This window comes from Acinetobacter bereziniae (assembly GCF_016576965.1).
Lineage (GTDB): Bacteria > Pseudomonadota > Gammaproteobacteria > Pseudomonadales > Moraxellaceae > Acinetobacter > Acinetobacter bereziniae.
The window spans coordinates 877,144-892,840 of the sequence record NZ_CP066119.1 but is presented as its reverse complement, the minus strand read 5'-3'; the positions used below and the strand labels follow the sequence as shown (position 1 = coordinate 892,840).

At 37.4% G+C, this 15,697-nt stretch carries 19 protein-coding genes; 5 read left to right on the top strand and 14 right to left on the bottom strand.

What is annotated here, in order from left to right; all coding sequences use genetic code 11:
* Window positions 1–1,016: 1,016 nt before the first annotated feature.
* The 3 genes from I9192_RS04160 to pheS all read right to left on the bottom strand — a co-directional run bounded on the left by I9192_RS04160 (window position 1,017) and on the right by pheS (window position 4,800).
* Window positions 1,017–1,313, bottom strand: coding sequence for an integration host factor subunit alpha (locus I9192_RS04160; RefSeq protein ID WP_004827881.1), 297 nt, complete (start codon window positions 1,311–1,313; stop codon window positions 1,017–1,019).
* A complete protein-coding gene (gene pheT / locus I9192_RS04155) occupies window positions 1,310–3,691 on the bottom strand; it encodes a phenylalanine--tRNA ligase subunit beta (protein WP_005030899.1) in 2,382 nt (793 codons plus the stop codon). The genes I9192_RS04160 and pheT overlap by 4 nt, the downstream gene beginning before the upstream one ends.
* A 128-nt stretch (window positions 3,692–3,819) precedes the next feature.
* The gene (gene pheS / locus I9192_RS04150; RefSeq protein WP_004827876.1) at window positions 3,820–4,800 is read right to left on the bottom strand and encodes a phenylalanine--tRNA ligase subunit alpha; all 981 of its coding nucleotides are present in this window, start codon (window positions 4,798–4,800) and stop codon (window positions 3,820–3,822) included.
* 217 nt (window positions 4,801–5,017) lie between these two features.
* Here pheS and I9192_RS04145 point away from each other — a divergent pair, with 217 nt between their 5' ends.
* Window positions 5,018–6,055: a hypothetical protein gene (locus I9192_RS04145; protein ID WP_200150133.1), complete on the top strand. Its 1,038-nt coding sequence runs from the start codon at window positions 5,018–5,020 to the stop codon at window positions 6,053–6,055.
* Between the two features lie 43 nt (window positions 6,056–6,098).
* On the opposite strand, the gene I9192_RS04140 is transcribed toward I9192_RS04145, so the two are convergent.
* The 4 genes from I9192_RS04140 to I9192_RS04125 all read right to left on the bottom strand — a co-directional run bounded on the left by I9192_RS04140 (window position 6,099) and on the right by I9192_RS04125 (window position 8,253).
* Entirely contained in the window at window positions 6,099–6,647 is a 549-nt protein-coding gene (locus tag I9192_RS04140) for an NADAR family protein (protein ID WP_005030903.1), read from the bottom strand.
* A gap of 247 nt (window positions 6,648–6,894) precedes the next feature.
* Window positions 6,895–7,425, bottom strand: a complete 531-nt coding sequence (locus tag I9192_RS04135) for a P-loop NTPase family protein (RefSeq protein WP_200150132.1) — start codon at window positions 7,423–7,425, stop codon at window positions 6,895–6,897.
* A 90-nt stretch (window positions 7,426–7,515) separates the two neighbouring features.
* The gene (locus I9192_RS04130; protein WP_004827866.1) at window positions 7,516–7,713 is read right to left on the bottom strand and encodes a hypothetical protein; all 198 of its coding nucleotides are present in this window, start codon (window positions 7,711–7,713) and stop codon (window positions 7,516–7,518) included.
* Window positions 7,714–7,836: 123 nt separating this feature from the next.
* Window positions 7,837–8,253, bottom strand: coding sequence for a hypothetical protein (locus tag I9192_RS04125; RefSeq protein WP_005030906.1), 417 nt, complete (start codon window positions 8,251–8,253; stop codon window positions 7,837–7,839).
* Window positions 8,254–8,672: 419 nt separating this feature from the next.
* On the opposite strand from I9192_RS04125, the gene I9192_RS04120 reads away from it, so the two are divergent.
* Entirely contained in the window at window positions 8,673–9,542 is an 870-nt protein-coding gene (locus tag I9192_RS04120; protein ID WP_005030908.1) for a hypothetical protein, read from the top strand.
* Window positions 9,543–9,586: 44 nt separating this feature from the next.
* Here I9192_RS04120 and rplT read toward each other — a convergent pair whose 3' ends face one another.
* Together rplT and rpmI are read right to left on the bottom strand one after the other, a co-directional pair.
* A complete protein-coding gene (gene rplT / locus I9192_RS04115; protein WP_004723060.1) occupies window positions 9,587–9,946 on the bottom strand; it encodes a 50S ribosomal protein L20 in 360 nt (119 codons plus the stop codon).
* A gap of 11 nt (window positions 9,947–9,957) precedes the next feature.
* The gene (rpmI, locus tag I9192_RS04110; RefSeq protein ID WP_002054552.1) at window positions 9,958–10,152 is read right to left on the bottom strand and encodes a 50S ribosomal protein L35; all 195 of its coding nucleotides are present in this window, start codon (window positions 10,150–10,152) and stop codon (window positions 9,958–9,960) included.
* Window positions 10,153–10,376: 224 nt separating this feature from the next.
* On the opposite strand from rpmI, the gene I9192_RS04105 reads away from it, so the two are divergent.
* The 3 genes from I9192_RS04105 (at window position 10,377) to I9192_RS04095 (ending at window position 13,304) form a co-directional block, all read left to right on the top strand.
* Entirely contained in the window at window positions 10,377–11,627 is a 1,251-nt protein-coding gene (locus I9192_RS04105) for an MFS transporter (RefSeq protein WP_200150131.1), read from the top strand.
* A 134-nt stretch (window positions 11,628–11,761) separates the two neighbouring features.
* Entirely contained in the window at window positions 11,762–12,547 is a 786-nt protein-coding gene (locus I9192_RS04100; protein ID WP_004827859.1) for a TonB family protein, read from the top strand.
* A gap of 52 nt (window positions 12,548–12,599) precedes the next feature.
* Entirely contained in the window at window positions 12,600–13,304 is a 705-nt protein-coding gene (locus tag I9192_RS04095) for an energy transducer TonB family protein (protein WP_004827857.1), read from the top strand.
* Here the strand turns inward: I9192_RS04095 and I9192_RS04090 are convergent.
* The 5 genes from I9192_RS04090 to I9192_RS04070 form a co-directional block, all read right to left on the bottom strand.
* On the bottom strand, window positions 13,301–13,726 hold the full coding sequence (locus I9192_RS04090) for a YqaA family protein (RefSeq protein WP_005030910.1): 426 nt from the start codon (window positions 13,724–13,726) through the stop codon (window positions 13,301–13,303). The genes I9192_RS04095 and I9192_RS04090 overlap by 4 nt on opposite strands.
* A gap of 4 nt (window positions 13,727–13,730) precedes the next feature.
* Window positions 13,731–14,153, bottom strand: coding sequence for a hypothetical protein (locus I9192_RS04085; RefSeq protein ID WP_005030911.1), 423 nt, complete (start codon window positions 14,151–14,153; stop codon window positions 13,731–13,733).
* Window positions 14,154–14,187: 34 nt separating this feature from the next.
* Entirely contained in the window at window positions 14,188–14,475 is a 288-nt protein-coding gene (locus tag I9192_RS04080; protein ID WP_005030913.1) for a hypothetical protein, read from the bottom strand.
* An 83-nt stretch (window positions 14,476–14,558) separates the two neighbouring features.
* Complete coding sequence (locus tag I9192_RS04075; protein WP_004827849.1) at window positions 14,559–15,176, bottom strand: glutathione S-transferase N-terminal domain-containing protein; 618 nt, start codon at window positions 15,174–15,176, stop codon at window positions 14,559–14,561.
* A 196-nt stretch (window positions 15,177–15,372) separates the two neighbouring features.
* Window positions 15,373–15,690, bottom strand: a complete 318-nt coding sequence (locus I9192_RS04070; RefSeq protein WP_005030914.1) for a DUF7709 family protein — start codon at window positions 15,688–15,690, stop codon at window positions 15,373–15,375.
* Between the last annotated feature and the right edge of the window lie 7 nt (window positions 15,691–15,697).

Below are 15,697 nucleotides of genomic sequence, written 5' to 3'. Positions count from 1 at the left end.
AGATTATTATCAAAAAAAGAGAACCTTTGGTTCTCTTTTTTTTGCTTTCAAATCAATGATTATCCTCAAATCTGCGAATTGATTCGAAAGACAGCCCTGATTTATCGAATAAATATATTCAGCCAATTTAGAACGCCCCGCTTCGATTCCATACTGTCAAGATGTTATATTGAAATACACTCAAGTAATGAATCCTATATCTCACTTTTAATCATTAAAAAAACGAACATTATTTTTATAATCAAAGTTTCAGACTATTCATACCAATAATTTGACAATCATTTATAGTCAATGAGCTTTATCATTTGATACAAAGGATTAAAAGATCTGCCAATTCATTTATTTTGGCTAGGATCATACTTTTAAATCATAGACCGTCTTTCCATCGTGAAGCCACATAGACGCCATATGTTGGCTAAAGATATATGAGCAAAAACCAAAATACTGCTTTGTTTGCGCAAGAATGCAGTTAAACAAGAAACGGGTTAAGTAATGAGCGTCTTCGCTTACGGAAAACGATTTAAACTTTAGCACTAAAGCCTGGCAGTGAAAGCTTTATATCATCAAACAATATATTGATCACATTGATTTTATTGATCTAAAAATTATATTTACTGTATGGTTTTTCATACAGATTAGCTAGGGTCTGTTGACAATTCATCTATACTTGCGACTATGTGTGTTTTTTAGGCGATTCTAGGCGCGAAATACGAAATTTAGTCATTCTAAATAAGTAGTTCGGAACGAAGAAGCGACAAAAAACACACTAGTCCCGAAGGGTTGTGGCTAAAATTATCTCAGCCTACGTTATGAAACTTGAAAATAGACTCACTATTCTCTTCGTTTCCTTGCGGAGTATACTCCTCATGCCTGCTCAATTTTAACCTACAACGCAAGCTATTTATCAAATGTCAACAGACCCTATAGTTTAATTTATTTTTAAGCTCTCGTATGCGTAAATAATAAAAAACCCCAAGCAAAATGGCTTGGGGTTTTTACAAAATCAAGTGGGTTGATTAACCTTCTTGTTCTGTGCCTACACGTTGTCTAAACTTCTGTCCTGCGCGGAACGTAACAACTCGACGTGCCGAAATTGGAATTTCTTCGCCAGTTTTTGGGTTTCGACCTGGACGTTGACGTTTGTCACGTAGTTCAAAATTACCAAAACCTGAAAGTTTAACTTGTTCGCCTGCAATTAATGCTTGGCTAATTTCGTCAAAGAACAACTCGACCATTTGTTTTGCTTCACGACGGTTTAAACTCGTAAGCTCACTTAAATGATCAGCCATTTCTGCTTTTGTTAATGCTGTCATGAGGCCCTCAATGTCGCTTGGTAAGTGCTTTCTAACACTTGAATGATATGATCCATACCGGATTTAATTTCAGCATCTTCAAGTGTACGTGATGGATGTTGCCATAACAATGCAAATGCCAAAGAGCGCTTACCTTGCTCAACACCTTGCCCTGTATACACATCGAATAACCATGTAGAGTCTAAAAGCTCCCCACCGGTTTTTTCAATAAGTTGCTGAATTTCACTGACATTAATCTTATCACTAATTACAAGCGCAATATCACGTCTAACCGACGGAAATCGTGATAATTCTGTAAAATTAGATACATAAGTTTGCAAAACAGCCGATTGATCAAGTTCGGCAACCCAAGTCGTGCTCAAATCCAGTGCATTTTCTAAAGATGGATGTAAACGTCCCAAATAACCAACCGATTTTCCATCTATTAAAATCTCTGTTGACTGACCTGGATGTAACCATTCACGCTCAGAACGCACATATTCAACTTGAACCCGTCCAGCAGCTAAAACTTCTTCAACCTCTCCTTTGAAGTCAAAGAAATCCATTGCTTGAGCTTTGCCATGCCATGATTCAGCATGTTTTGAGCCCACCGCAATCATTGCCAAAGTTGGAATCTGATTTAAGTCATCAATAGTTTGAGCATTTTGATAATCAAAACGTAAACCTAACTCAAAGAAACGCACACGGCTTTGTTGGCGGTTAATATTGTATTGAACACAAGGAATTAAGCTTGAAAGCAAAGTAGAACGCATTACAGCCAAATCACTTGAAATTGGATTTGCCAATGCCAATGGATTAACTTGAGAATTTAATTGCTTCTCAAGCTTTAAATCAGCAAAGCTAAAACTGATTGCTTCTTGATAGCCCAAAGTCACCAGTGTTTGACGTAATTGTGGCAATTCAAACTGATCTTGATGTTTAGCAAGTTTGACATCAATCACAGGCAAACTAATTTGGATATTGTCATAACCATGAATACGCGCAACTTCTTCAATTAAGTCTTGATAAATTGCCATATCATAGCGATGTGATGGCGGTACAACAGTCCACTCGCCCTCAGCTTTGACTGTTACAACACAACCTAAACGTTGAAGTGCATCAGTAATAAATGCTGATTCAACAGAATAACCAAGTAATTGATCAACTTGTGCTTGAGTTAACTCAATGGCTTCACGTTTAGGTAAAAGCGCGGTACGTTCAGCCACAGTGATTGGACCAAATTCTCCACCCGCCAAACTCTGAATCAATTGTGATGCTCGATGCATCGCGATCATTGGCAATTCAAAATCCACACCACGTTCATAGCGTTGAGAAGCATCAGTATGTAAGCCATAACGGCGCGCACGACCTGCAATATGCAATGGTGCAAAGAACGCAGACTCAAGAAAGATCTCTGTCGTTGCATCTGTTACAGAAGAAGATAATCCCCCCATAATCCCTGCAATAGCGAGCGCTTTAGCATCATCAGCAATGACCATAACATCTTCAGTCAATTCAATTTCTTGCTCATTTAATAAAACAAGTTTTTCATTTGCTGTTGCTTGGCGTACATGGACTGAACCTTGAACTTGACCACCATCAAAAGCATGTAAAGGCTGTCCTAGTTCCATCAATACATAGTTGGTAATATCCACCAAAATACTGTGTTGACGAATCCCTGAACGAGCCAAAGCCTGCTCCATCCATTCAGGGGTAGCTGCTTTGGTATTTACATTTTTTATAACACGACCTAAATAACGTGGACATCCATCAGTGCTGACATGGACTTGTTTTTGATCTGCAATGGTTGCAGCCACTTCTGTAATTTCAGGCGCTGTCACTGGAAGTTGATTAATTACACCAATTTCACGTGCTACACCACGAATACTAAAACAGTCTCCACGGTTCGGGGTAATACTGATATCAATGACATGGTCATCCAGATTTAAATATTCGCGGATGTTTACACCAACCGGTGCATCATCAGGAAGCTCTAAAAGCCCATCAATTTTATCTTCAAGATCAATTTCCGAAGCACCACATAGCATCCCTTGTGATTCAACGCCACGTAGCTTACCTTTCTTGATTTTAAAATCACCAGGAAGTACTGCACCAATTGTCGCAACCGGTGCTTTCATGCCAACACGTACATTCGGTGCACCACATACGATTTGTAGAGGTTCTCCTGAACCAATGTTTACAGTGGTTACACGTAAACGATCTGCATCAGGATGTTGAATGACCGTTAAAACTTCCCCCACCACAACACCAGTAAAGTGTTTAGCGGCTGGTACAAGCTCATCAACTTCAAGTCCCAACATCGTGAGTTGGTCAGATAAAGTATCACTATCAATTGCTGGGTTAACCCATGTGCGAAGCCAATTTTCGCTAATTTTCATTTCTAAAACCTATATTCAATATTTATGAATTCCTCTCTAACTCCCTTTGAAAATTGGGAGAACCCTTCGTCTTTTGTCTAGGACATTCCCTCTTTGTTTAGAAGAGGTTAGGGAGAGGTATAAATTTGTTAAGCAAATTGGCGTAAAAAACGCACATCGTTTTGATAGAACATACGCAAATCGTTAATGCCATAACGTAACATTGCAAAACGCTCTACCCCCAAACCAAAAGCAAAACCTTTATATTTTTCAGGATCAATACCCGCGGCTTGCAATACATTAGGATGTACCATTCCACACCCCAAAACTTCTAACCAGCGACCACGCTCATCCATAATATCCACTTCCGCACTTGGCTCAGTGAACGGGAAATATGAAGGACGGAAACGAACTTTTAAGTCTTTTTCAAAAAACTCGTTCAACAAGTTAATCAACAAGCCTTTTAATTCAGCAAAACTGGTGTTTTCAGCAACGTACAGACCTTCGATTTGATGAAACATAGGTGAATGCGTTTGGTCAGAGTCACAACGATAAACACGACCAGGACATACAATACGAATCGGAGGTTGATTGTTTTCCATAGTACGGACTTGCACACCTGAAGTATGCGTACGCAACAAATGATTGGCATCAAAATAAAAAGTATCATGCATTGCACGTGCAGGATGGTGCCCTGGAATATTGAGTGCTTCAAAGTTGTGATAGTCATCTTCAACTTCTGGACCTGTTGCAACAGTAAAGCCAGCTTTGGTAAAGAATTGGCAAATACGTTCCTGAACTTGAGTAACAGGATGAATACTGCCTACAACCTGTCCACGACCAGGCAAGGTAATATCAATGGTTTCACTTGCAAGCTTTTGTTCTAGCGCTGCTTTTTGTAATTCATCTTGGCGCTCAGTCAATGCTGTAGAGATGGCTTCACGCACAGCATGAATTGCTGCACCCTGAACTTTACGTTCTTCAGGGTCCATTTTACCCAGTGCCTTAGATTGTTCCGCAAGCTGGCTTTTTTTCCCTGTAAATTGCACTCGTACTTGATCGAGTGTTGCAAGGTCTTGAGCTGCTGCAATCGCAGCGAGCGCTTCAGTGGTCAGGGCTTCCAGTGACATAGTAACTCTCAAAGCAATATTTTAGAAAAATAATATAACTGCATATTCTAACAGTTTTTATGCAGTTGGATGAAGTTTCCTCCTGACGAAAAATACGATTAGTCACAACTAATTCTCGATAATTTGTATATTTCCCTGTGCGAATACTGTTGAAACGCTAGAACTCTGATTTATAAACGGTATAAAATAAATCCAATGTCGCTGAGATCTATAAAAAATGGCACTTGATCAAATCTGGAAACGTCAACTTGCACTCGTCACTTATGGCAATCAATATCTGACCCAAGAAATTAGTTTTTCTCGTTGGGTCAATCATGCCATTTTTAATCACCACGCTTTTGGCTTTCGAGATTTAACCACCCAACATCTTCTAGCACAACACTTTCAAATTTGGCTTGAAGGTCTAAAAAAGCAAGGGGTAAATCGCATCAGTTTACATAGCTCAAGTCTTTTGAATGATGAGCAGAACCCCAATGCCAATGTTGAGTTATTGGCGATTCCTCATTTTATTGTCAGTCACGAATCTCAAAAGAAAACTGCTTGGATTTTTGGTAAAGAATTACCGGAATGGTATAGCGCTGACAATGACTATGAGGCACCAGAACAACAACGTCCAAATATTCGAACAGAAATATTTTGGCGTTATGATCTTAATGCGAAACTCATTAAGCGTATTGAACAAGATCTTGTGACCCCAAATTGGGATGATATTCAGGTTTATACAGACAATGAATTATTTGATAGCCAATATGCCAAAGGTTTTCCTGAACCAATCAACAAAGACTTACCTTATTATGGCTTAAATAGTAGTGAATATATCTCGGATAATAGTAGTCTTAAACTTGCCCTTATTCCTAGCGATGATCAAGCAGATTATGCCAATGAAACCCTGTATCGTTTCGATGCGCTCGAAGAATTTATTTCGGCAAAAATAAAACCCCCCTATGATGAGAGTGAACAAAGTCTGAGCCCAGAACAACAAATGAATTTGCGTCACTTCTTGCAGAAGATTGAGGATTTAAAAGCAAAATTTATTGTCAAAGTTGCCAATCACTATCAATCTGCGCGTTTAACCCCGAAAGCTATTGCATCTCCATTTGACAATATTGAGGATATAAAGACAGACAAACGCCAATCGTTTAGTTCTCATCCATCCCATACACAGCATGAGCACAAACCAGCAAAGACAGGCGTTTTTGCTTTAATTATCGTGACTATTCTTATCTGTCTGGCTACTTATTATTTTGGACTATAAGGCTTAATATCCAGATAAAATCTGTACTCATGAGAAAGTAACCCTAAAGTTGCTTTCTCACATCCATCAATGCGAACCCTAATAAATTTAAACCTTTCCATTTCAGTGGGTTCATCGCATCTGCATGATCAGCAGCTAGTCCAATCCCCCAAATCTGATCTACAGGTGAAGCCTCAACAATGATTTGCTCAGAGGTACTCAACAAAAATTGTTGGAGATGGTTATTTTGGGAAAACTTTGCCAGATTTCCTTGAACCACAATCTCGTAACGATGCGCAATCCAAATTTCATATTGATAATTTTTGACCTGACGACCTAATGCTTTTATTTTCTTTGGATCATCAGTATGAAGAATTTGCTGAAAAATATTTTCATCTTTAAATAGTTTAGCTTTCTGCGCCATCATGTATTGTTCGGTATTTTGATAATCCACACCATCAATTTCAAATTTTGCAGGATACCATTGGCTTAAACAGCTCTTGTCTATCTTTTCTGGGGTCTTTTGACGATGCCCCCAAAAACACAAATAACTATATTTTTGTCCACGCTTTATATGTTCTTGTAAAGTTGTTAATAACTGAGAATCACTCATTTTATTTTCCTGTCTGTCTTTCACTTCTATTTTTAACTGATATCACGCAATCATCATAATCGCTATAAATCACTCATCCAACGTCTGTTCCAATATATCGCTTTAATAACCAGCAGTTATGGTATTTGATGCATCTCAATAAAAAATACAGAACATTTCCAAATCAAAAAATCACAAAAATTATTTAAAATCATTCATCATCAAGCCCGTTAGGATAATTAATAAAATTTAGCCAAGCATAAAGGACTTAGAGCGAGCGTAAAAATTGATCGCAATCTTTTCGAGATTTCAGATGTATAAACTGAATATGTGAATATTGAGGATCATTCATCATTGTAATATATTGCTGGCGATTTTTTTGATGAGTTTTGATCATCCACCCAATAATTGAGTCAGCACTGAACATTTTGCCAAAACTTTCCCGATTATTCGAATGTTGCCATAACTTCTTGTTAAAAACTGCCCGAGATATGGCACGTTTTATAGATTGGTAAAGATTGATATGAAAAGGAAAATCTAACCATATAACAGTATCAATGGTCTGCCATTTAACATGTGTTGTTCGCGTATAATTTCCATCGATTACAAAACCATGCTTTGCCGATTCAATTGCCTGTTGAATTTTTAAGAAAAAAGCATGGTCTGAAGTTTCCTCCCAATCATCTAACCAAAACAAATCGTCTAGTTCGATATAATGAAGTTGTAATTTATCAGCAAGCTTTTTTGAAAAAGTTGTTTTACCAACAGCAGAGGTGCCCACCACATTAATTTTATTCATTGGAATTCACTTCTTAAATAAAAAAGTAGCCTGACAGCTACTTTTTATCACCAAGATTTTAAAAATTTTTCTGAGCTGAATGATCAACTTTTAGAAAAGTGGACGAATCGTCAAAATCACTTTATGTTCATTGGCATGCTGATTGATATAGTGTTCTACAGCAGTTACTTCACCTTTTACCTCAGCATCTGCACCATACATCACTTTTAAAGTTTCACCAATTCTTGGCAATAATTGTAATTCGACTTCAATAGCACCTTGCTGTAAACCCGCAATTTCTACACGCATAAATACTCCAGAATATTTTCACTTTTATCATTCTACTCTATGCGAGCTATTTTAAAATCGATAATAGTTTCACGTTGAAATTATGTAATAACGGTACATTTCAACTGCAAATATTCAAATTTATCATTCAGAAGGCTTATGTCTAGCTGGTTCATCAATCAATTCATCCTCATAATCCAAATCATCTTCATCCACATTGATATAGTCCGGTGGTGGCGTAATATCGAATCGAACAGCGTTAATGTTTTGGTGGTTGAGTAATTTTGCCTTGGCAACTCGATGCATTCCATCCATGACTCTTCCATCTGCTGACAGAATAATAGGATAAGCCAAATCAGCCTCTTGGATCAGTTGGAAATGTTCAATTATTTGCTGTGTTGTTGGATGTTTATCTGGAAACCAATACGCTTCGTTCAGTTCCTGTATCTCGGATAATAAAACCTCATGAATGGGTAAATCTCGGCTTAATCCAACCAAACAGTGTACATCCCAAATATATGTGTCTGTACCCACAAGACGGAAATGGTATTGCCTACGCATAGATGCTCCGTAACCTTCTGATTAAAAATTAATGTTACATTGATAGCTCAACAATAAACCTAAGCTTATTCGTTTGCCATGCAAAATAACTATTGGCAATTTAATTTCGTCTTACAACATAATGCCCAACTTTACTTGAATCAACCAAGGAGTGAATACTACCGCCAGCATCCATGATGTTCAGCGACTAATCGCTTATTTCTGGTCCATGATTTGGAAACTCGTGAAGACCAATCAAGTTTTATTGTCACCTCTATATTCTACTTGATCTTATTTTGTGCTATCACAATTGGGCTTTTATACGGTGCGTTTTGACTAGTAACACATTATGAAATTGCCAGATTTGTTGTATTCACCCTTATTATTATTTTCCTCTCCATCTGGTCAAATAAGTAAGAAAAATTGCATAAGGAAGTATCATGAACTTCAATTTAATTTATAGACAAATGGCTTTGGTGATTTATGGCAACCAATTTCTCAATGATCATCTTCAAGATGATTTAAACAAAATGCCTCATTTTCAAATTTTACATCCAATTCTTAGAGATTTTCATTGTGGTCAACTTTTGGCGGGTTCATTACAACTCATTCTTTATCATTTAAAGCACAAAGGCGCGTATAAATTAAGTTTGATCCACGCGCCCCGATTAGCATCGACAATACAAGAATCCCCTATTTTTTATCTGTCTGATCACTTTTATAACTATATGATTTTAATTCAGTACCGGTATGATCACCCACAAATTTTAATCGGTTGTGAGGAAAAAGAGCTATGGTATCTACACCACCAGAACAATAATACTGATTTGTATTTTAACAATGTCAATGCGCTCACAGACAGAATCGCAACCTATACACTGTTCGACTTAAATGAAAGTTTTATTGAGAATTTGGGAGAATTAAAAGCCATAGACTGGAAACATTTTTCGCAATCTTATTTTGACTGCGTTTATATCAATGAAGTCGCTTTTACATTGGGATCTTCAAATCAGATCGAACACCTTGCAAATATTCAATTTAAGGACCATCAAAATTACAATACACATTTTGATCTTTTCCCAAAGGACTTCACAAGCAATTATGCAGCAAGCTTATTAACTCATGCTGAAAATCTTTATAAAAATTATCTACTAGAAAGTGAAACGAGAAATGATCAAGCCTGGTGTAATCAAGCAACTCGTCATGAACTACAGTTATTTGATCAAGCCGTACAAGCCTTAAATAATTTTTATCCATCTCTTATTGTCAATGCGGCAAATCACTACTCAAACGCCAATATTCAAGCATAAAAAAGACCGCTACAAAGCGGTCTTTTTTCAATCATCAAAGATGATTAAGCAGCTAATGCACCTTTAGCTTTTTCAGCTAAAGCAGCAAATGCAACTGAGTCATGCATAGCAATGTCAGCAAGTACGCGACGGTCGATGATCACTTGAGCTTTTTTCAAGCCATCGATCATACGGCTGTACGACAAACCATTTTGACGAGCACCAGCATTGATACGCGCAATCCATAAAGCACGGAATTGGCGTTTCTTTTGACGACGGTCACGGTAAGCGTATTGACCTGCTTTAATTACTGCTTGGAACGCTACACGATAAACACGTGAACGCGCGCCATAGTAACCTTTAGCACGAGCAAGAATTTTTTTATGACGGCGATGAGCCTGTACACCACGTTTTACACGAGCCATTTATAATCTCCTTAGATGTATGGGCACATACGACGAACTGAATTCATGTCACTTACGTGAACCATGACACAACCGCGCAATTGACGAATACGTTTAGCAGATTTTTTGGTCAAAATGTGGCGTTTGAACGCTTGTTTACGCTTGAAACCGTTAGCAGTCGCTTTGAAACGCTTAGCTGCACCACGGCGAGTTTTTAACTTAGCCATAACAACCTCTTTAAACACCTGTTCGGTACGTTCGCACCATTGCGAATACGACCTGCAGGTAAGGGAGGCAATATTCTAAATCATCTCTGTACAAAACAAAAGCAAAACCTTGCACTATTTATCAGTTATTCAGTGTAATTTCCGATGAAAATTCCATCATTTTTCATAAGGAAAATCTGCATTTAATCTTTATAATCGTCACATCATGATAAAACTGGACAGTTATGACCCCTGCACAGGATGCTTTTGCTGCGCTTCGCTATCGAGATTTCTCCATCGTCACGATCAATCAATTTTGCTTAACACTGGCAATTTTGATCCAAGAAATTATTGTCGCCTATTCACTGTATCAAATTACCAAAGATCCACTTACACTCGGTTTGATTGGATTGGCTGAGTCGATTCCTTTTATCGCATTGTCCCTATGGGGTGGTTATTTTGCCGATAAGCTGAATAAACAAAGTATTATGAAAGTATGTTTATTCTTTTCTTTCCCTTTACCCTTAGTGCTTTGGTACTTATTTCACAGTTACGATCATGGACAGATTGGTGTCACCACCCTGTCTTGGGGCATTTATGCTGTGATCTTTGCTTTGGGTACTATTCGTGGTTTCTATAATCCATCTGCAACATCATTAAAACCATTTTTAATTCCCCGTGAACTCTATGCAAATGGTGCAACTTGGACCACGATCGGATGGCAAAGTGGTGTCATTATTGGTCCCATGCTGGGCGGTTTTATGCTTGCTGGAATTGGGCGGGAAAATAGCTTACTTTCTGTATCCATGCTTTTATTTATCTGCTTTTGCTTAATCACACTGTTAAAAAAGCGTACTTTCCCGACCATGGAACAAGACAATCTTTGGGACAGTTTAAGCGAAGGTTTTCGATTTATCTGGAAAACTAAGATTGTACTTTGGGCGATCTCGCTGGATTTGGTTTCAGTGTTGTTTGGTGGTGTCATCGCCTTACTTCCTATCTTTGCTGAAGATATTCTGAAAGTAGGTCCTGAAGGTTTAGGATATCTACGTGCAGCGCCATCGATCGGCGCGCTCATCACGATGATTGCACTCACTAAGTTCCCACCAACACATCACGCTTGGCGAAATATGCTGATTGCGGTTGCTGGTTTCGGAATCTTTACCATCATTTTTGCATGTTCAAACAATCTATGGCTTTCCTTGTTTGCCTTAGGCATGACTGGCGCATGTGACAGTATTTCCGTGGTGGTGCGCCAAACTATTTTACAAGTTTACCCTCCTGAAAATATGCGTGGTCGAGTTGCAGCTGTGAATGGGATGTTCGTTTCATCGAGTAATGAACTGGGTGCTTTTGAATCAGGGCTTGCCGCCAAGTACTTAGGAACGATCACAGCAACGATATTTGGCGGATGCATGACCATGGCAGTCGTTGCAATCAGCTGGATTAAAACCGCTGATTTGTTTTCAGTCGATATTACCAAAGGGCAAAAATAGCGATTGTTGACATAAATAATCGTAAAAAATGCACCTTAGGGTGCATTTTCTATTGCGAGATGAGCAAATTCGATAAATACTTTGCGCAATTAAATTAACCTCATGCACACTCAGTTGCATGGAAAGCTAAACTTATGAATAAAGCTCTTTTAATCACTGGTCTGATGTGCCTTTCAACTTATGGACATAGCGCAGATAAACTCCCAACAATAAAAGTCAAAGGAGAACAATCTGAACGCAATGCCCCATTACACCTCACGACACGTATACAATGGGTTAAATTCCCTCAAGTCCAATATCAAACAGCAGAATTAAAAACACAGGATCGTTCTGCCATCATCCGCGTGAGCGCCAACAGTTTAGGACAAGTCACAGATGCTGAAGTGCAAGAAAGCACAGGAATCACGGCTCTTGATCAAAAACTCATTGATGCTGTAGAGGCTGCCAAGGTAAAACCATATAGTAAGAATGGTAAAGCCATACCGATTGTGGGTTATCAAACATTTACTTTAAATATGGATAATGCCCAAGACAATACACAGGCTCATGCACAACTATCTGAATGTACCTTTGCGTTTAATTCAAAACACTGGATAAAGCAAACTCAAGATAAGTCAGTTGCCTTTCATTATACGCAACAGCCTCAGCTCTCGCTTGACTCAGCTTTACTCAAAAACAAAGATCGAACAGTCAAATTTAAGTTTAAAGTTGATCAACAAGGCAATGTAAAGCGTGTCAAATTAACTCAATTATCAGGTGTAAATGCGATTGACCAACAGGTTATCCAAGCTGTTGAGCAAACTCAAATACAAGTAAAACGCTCTTATCGAACCTTATGGACTTTTAAACCACGTTCATTTAATGATGAAATTCAATTTAAAATCAACGATTGCAACGAGTTTAATCATCAACTCAAATAGATTTGTTGTTTGAGTTGATCAATCTATTTATTTCAAAAATTTAAATAATACAATGAACAAATTTTATCTTGCTGCCATATTACTCTCTCTGAGTAGTCTATTTATGGCATATGCTGAACAAACGCACATAAAAACGCCCGCTACTTCCCCAGATGATGAAGCAGTTTGGCATAAATTACCTAAACTAAAGATTCGTGACTACGAATTACATGGACAAAGTCGCTATATCGATCTTCTTATTTCAGCCGATCCTAGCGGACGTGTGACAGACGTAAAAATTATCCAAAGCTCTGGCTTAACTAGTTTAGACGATAAGGTTGTATATGCTGTACATAAGGCATCATTTAAATCCACAAACTCTCCGATACGGGCTAGACAAGACTTTAATTTTGAAGCAGTTAAAAACTCATCTAAACCATCAGCAAGACGTTGTTTCTTTCGTTTTGATAGCGAGGTTTGGCAAGCTCAAACAAAGGGAAAACCAACCAGCTTTCGCTATCTTAAACAACCCTATTTAGCAGTTAATCCAGCACTTTTAAATGGGGAAAAACGGCATATTGATTTCTCTTTTAAATTGTCAAGAAAAGATAAAGTTTCTGATGTTAAATTGATTCACAGCACCCAAATTAACCAAATTGATACTGAGGTCATTTCTGCTTTTATGAATGCTCAAATCACATCAGATAAAAAGTGGTGGCAAATTTTTAAAACGACACATCAAGACTATATCAGTTTCGATCCTAAAGACTGCAACTAAATCCATCCACTAAAAATCAGGTAGATCACACAATATCTACCTCCTTTAGCAATTGTTACAATCAACAAAAAACGCCAAAATTTTTCTTTCATTAATCCTGCGATAAGCGTAATTGGATCACCAATTACAGGGGTCCAACTGAATAGTAAGGACCAAAAACCATATTTTTGATATATTTTTTCCGCTTTGAGCATATTTTTCTCAGAAACAGGAAACCATTTTTTATCTTTGAATTGTTCTATTTTCAGTCCTAAATACCAATTCACACATGAGCCTAATACATTTCCAATGGTTGCAACGATTAGAAGCAAATATACGGAATACTGTGCTTGTACCAGGAGCCCAACCAACACGGCTTCTGACTGTAAAGGTAATAGCGTCGCTGCACCAAATGCAGAAAGAAATAACAGCAAATAAGCCATAACATTAGTTAAAGTTGGGTTTAGGTTTTAAGGTATAAGTCAAGAATGACAATATAAAGGGAATAAGAAAAGCCAACCAAAATGAAAGTTCTGATTTAAAAAATTTCTGCACCAATGTAAGTTGAGCTTTACCCTCTGAAATCGCTTGCCAATCGATTTTGATATGAATAAAACCGTAAAATAAAACAATAAAATAAAGCGAAAGCAAAACGACTAAAATCGTGGTATTCAAAAGACTTTGCTTTAATGTACTTTGAAAAAAGCCAAAGAGCATAGCAAAAACCAAGCCTGAAACACTCACAATGCTCAAAATAATAAACCAAAAGTAATCATATGCAGAGTGATACTGCAAGATGCCACAAAGCATTGCTGTGATTAACATTACACCCAAAGAAATAAGGAAATGCCAAACAAATTTTTGCTTCATACTCCTCCTGATGAATATACGACTAACAGTTTAATCATACTAAATTTAGCATTTTTTTGGTTTTACGATACTGAAAAATTGCCCCTATTAAAGCAACAATAATCAATGCAATACGTGACCATTGATACCGTTGTGCAATCGGATCGATTACAGCTCGGATCAACTGAACATCCTGCCCCTGCATTTGACCCAGTATATTTTGAATATGCACAATTTCAGCAATATATAAAATCAGACAAGCAACGATACCAACAATGACACTCCAATAAATTTTTGGATTGGTCTCTAATATTTTCGTAAAATTTAAAAAGAAATCTTTCATGACCAAACCTTTCAATTGTGCAAAAATTTACATCTAAAAAAAAACCACACAAGGTGGTTTCTTATTTTAACATAAAATGAATTTTACACTTTGATCGAGAGTGCTTTCTGTATCGCTGGTCGAGCAGTTAAACGTTCTACATACTCTTTCACATACGGATAATCATTTAAGTCGATTTGTTGCCATTCATAGCGCAAAACCCACGGTAAGATTGCCATATCGGCGATTGAATATTCGCCTGCAACATATTTTTGTCCGATAAGCTGTTTATTTAAAACACCATATAAACGTTTTGTTTCAGTGACATAACGCTCAATTGCATAGGGTATTTTTTCTTTGGCAAATTTTCCAAAATGATGATTTTGCCCCAACATGGGTCCAAAACCACCCATTTGCCACATCAGCCATTGTTCCACTTCAACACGGTCTTGTTCATTGCTTGGATAATACAAACCTGTTTTACGACCAAGATATTGTAGTATTGCACCTGATTCAAAAACTGAAATAGCTTCGCCATTGGGACCATTTTGATCGACAATCGCTGGAATTTTATTATTTGGGGAAATACGCAGAAAATCAGGTTGAAATTGATCATTTTCTAAAATGTTAATTGGAAAAATCTGATAATCCAATCCCATTTCTTCAAGCGCGATGGTAATTTTATGGCCATTGGGGGTTCCCCAATAATAGAGATCAATCATATTTCGTCCTTCTTCATTTTCACGTATTTTCTGAATTTTATTACGTTAATGGTTTTCTTTTATAACATGAATTCTTCGTCATCTGTAGGCAATAGACATAGATTATTTTAATAATCTATTCTTAAATTCAGTTATTCGCTTTTTCTTAACAAGATGATTTCTCATTCTATGACATTTATATTTAAAAATATCTTGATCATTGTGATGCTAAAAATTGCTTGGCTTTTTCTCCGACAAAGCGACGTCCTAAATTATCTCCTGAAATCCATTCATCAGGACTAAATAAATCAAATAATCCAACTTTGATCAAAGTTGGAATGGCAAGTATCAGTTCTTGTTCAACTTCCTCTCTTAAACCTTGGTTATATAAATCAATATTGTGCAACATGGTCGCTACAGTTCCTGTTTGCACTTTAGTCCCATCTTTCAAAGTAACCGCTGGGAGAACTTCACCCTCTTGAATAATTTTCTGGTTAATACTCGATAGTTGGTTTGAATTTTGGATTGATGACATCTTTATT

What these genes read in the sequence shown, in the direction of transcription:
- I9192_RS04145 (WP_200150133.1), top strand. Translation starts at nt 5,018, where the DNA reads ATGGCACTTGATCAAATCTGGAAACGTCAACTTGCACTCGTCACTTAT.
- I9192_RS04075 (WP_004827849.1), bottom strand. Translation starts at nt 15,176, where the DNA reads ATGATTGATCTCTATTATTGGGGAACCCCCAATGGCCATAAAATTACC.
- I9192_RS04120 (WP_005030908.1), top strand. Translation starts at nt 8,673, where the DNA reads ATGAACTTCAATTTAATTTATAGACAAATGGCTTTGGTGATTTATGGC.
- I9192_RS04095 (WP_004827857.1), top strand. Translation starts at nt 12,600, where the DNA reads ATGAACAAATTTTATCTTGCTGCCATATTACTCTCTCTGAGTAGTCTA.
- I9192_RS04090 (WP_005030910.1), bottom strand. Translation starts at nt 13,726, where the DNA reads ATGGCTTATTTGCTGTTATTTCTTTCTGCATTTGGTGCAGCGACGCTA.
- I9192_RS04125 (WP_005030906.1), bottom strand. Translation starts at nt 8,253, where the DNA reads ATGCGTAGGCAATACCATTTCCGTCTTGTGGGTACAGACACATATATT.
- I9192_RS04140 (WP_005030903.1), bottom strand. Translation starts at nt 6,647, where the DNA reads ATGAGTGATTCTCAGTTATTAACAACTTTACAAGAACATATAAAGCGT.
- pheT (WP_005030899.1), bottom strand. Translation starts at nt 3,691, where the DNA reads ATGAAAATTAGCGAAAATTGGCTTCGCACATGGGTTAACCCAGCAATT.
- rplT (WP_004723060.1), bottom strand. Translation starts at nt 9,946, where the DNA reads ATGGCTCGTGTAAAACGTGGTGTACAGGCTCATCGCCGTCATAAAAAA.
- rpmI (WP_002054552.1), bottom strand. Translation starts at nt 10,152, where the DNA reads ATGGCTAAGTTAAAAACTCGCCGTGGTGCAGCTAAGCGTTTCAAAGCG.
- I9192_RS04130 (WP_004827866.1), bottom strand. Translation starts at nt 7,713, where the DNA reads ATGCGTGTAGAAATTGCGGGTTTACAGCAAGGTGCTATTGAAGTCGAA.
- I9192_RS04105 (WP_200150131.1), top strand. Translation starts at nt 10,377, where the DNA reads ATGACCCCTGCACAGGATGCTTTTGCTGCGCTTCGCTATCGAGATTTC.
- I9192_RS04070 (WP_005030914.1), bottom strand. Translation starts at nt 15,690, where the DNA reads ATGTCATCAATCCAAAATTCAAACCAACTATCGAGTATTAACCAGAAA.
- I9192_RS04135 (WP_200150132.1), bottom strand. Translation starts at nt 7,425, where the DNA reads ATGAATAAAATTAATGTGGTGGGCACCTCTGCTGTTGGTAAAACAACT.
- pheS (WP_004827876.1), bottom strand. Translation starts at nt 4,800, where the DNA reads ATGTCACTGGAAGCCCTGACCACTGAAGCGCTCGCTGCGATTGCAGCA.
- I9192_RS04100 (WP_004827859.1), top strand. Translation starts at nt 11,762, where the DNA reads ATGAATAAAGCTCTTTTAATCACTGGTCTGATGTGCCTTTCAACTTAT.
- I9192_RS04080 (WP_005030913.1), bottom strand. Translation starts at nt 14,475, where the DNA reads ATGAAAGATTTCTTTTTAAATTTTACGAAAATATTAGAGACCAATCCA.
- I9192_RS04085 (WP_005030911.1), bottom strand. Translation starts at nt 14,153, where the DNA reads ATGAAGCAAAAATTTGTTTGGCATTTCCTTATTTCTTTGGGTGTAATG.
- I9192_RS04160 (WP_004827881.1), bottom strand. Translation starts at nt 1,313, where the DNA reads ATGACAGCATTAACAAAAGCAGAAATGGCTGATCATTTAAGTGAGCTT.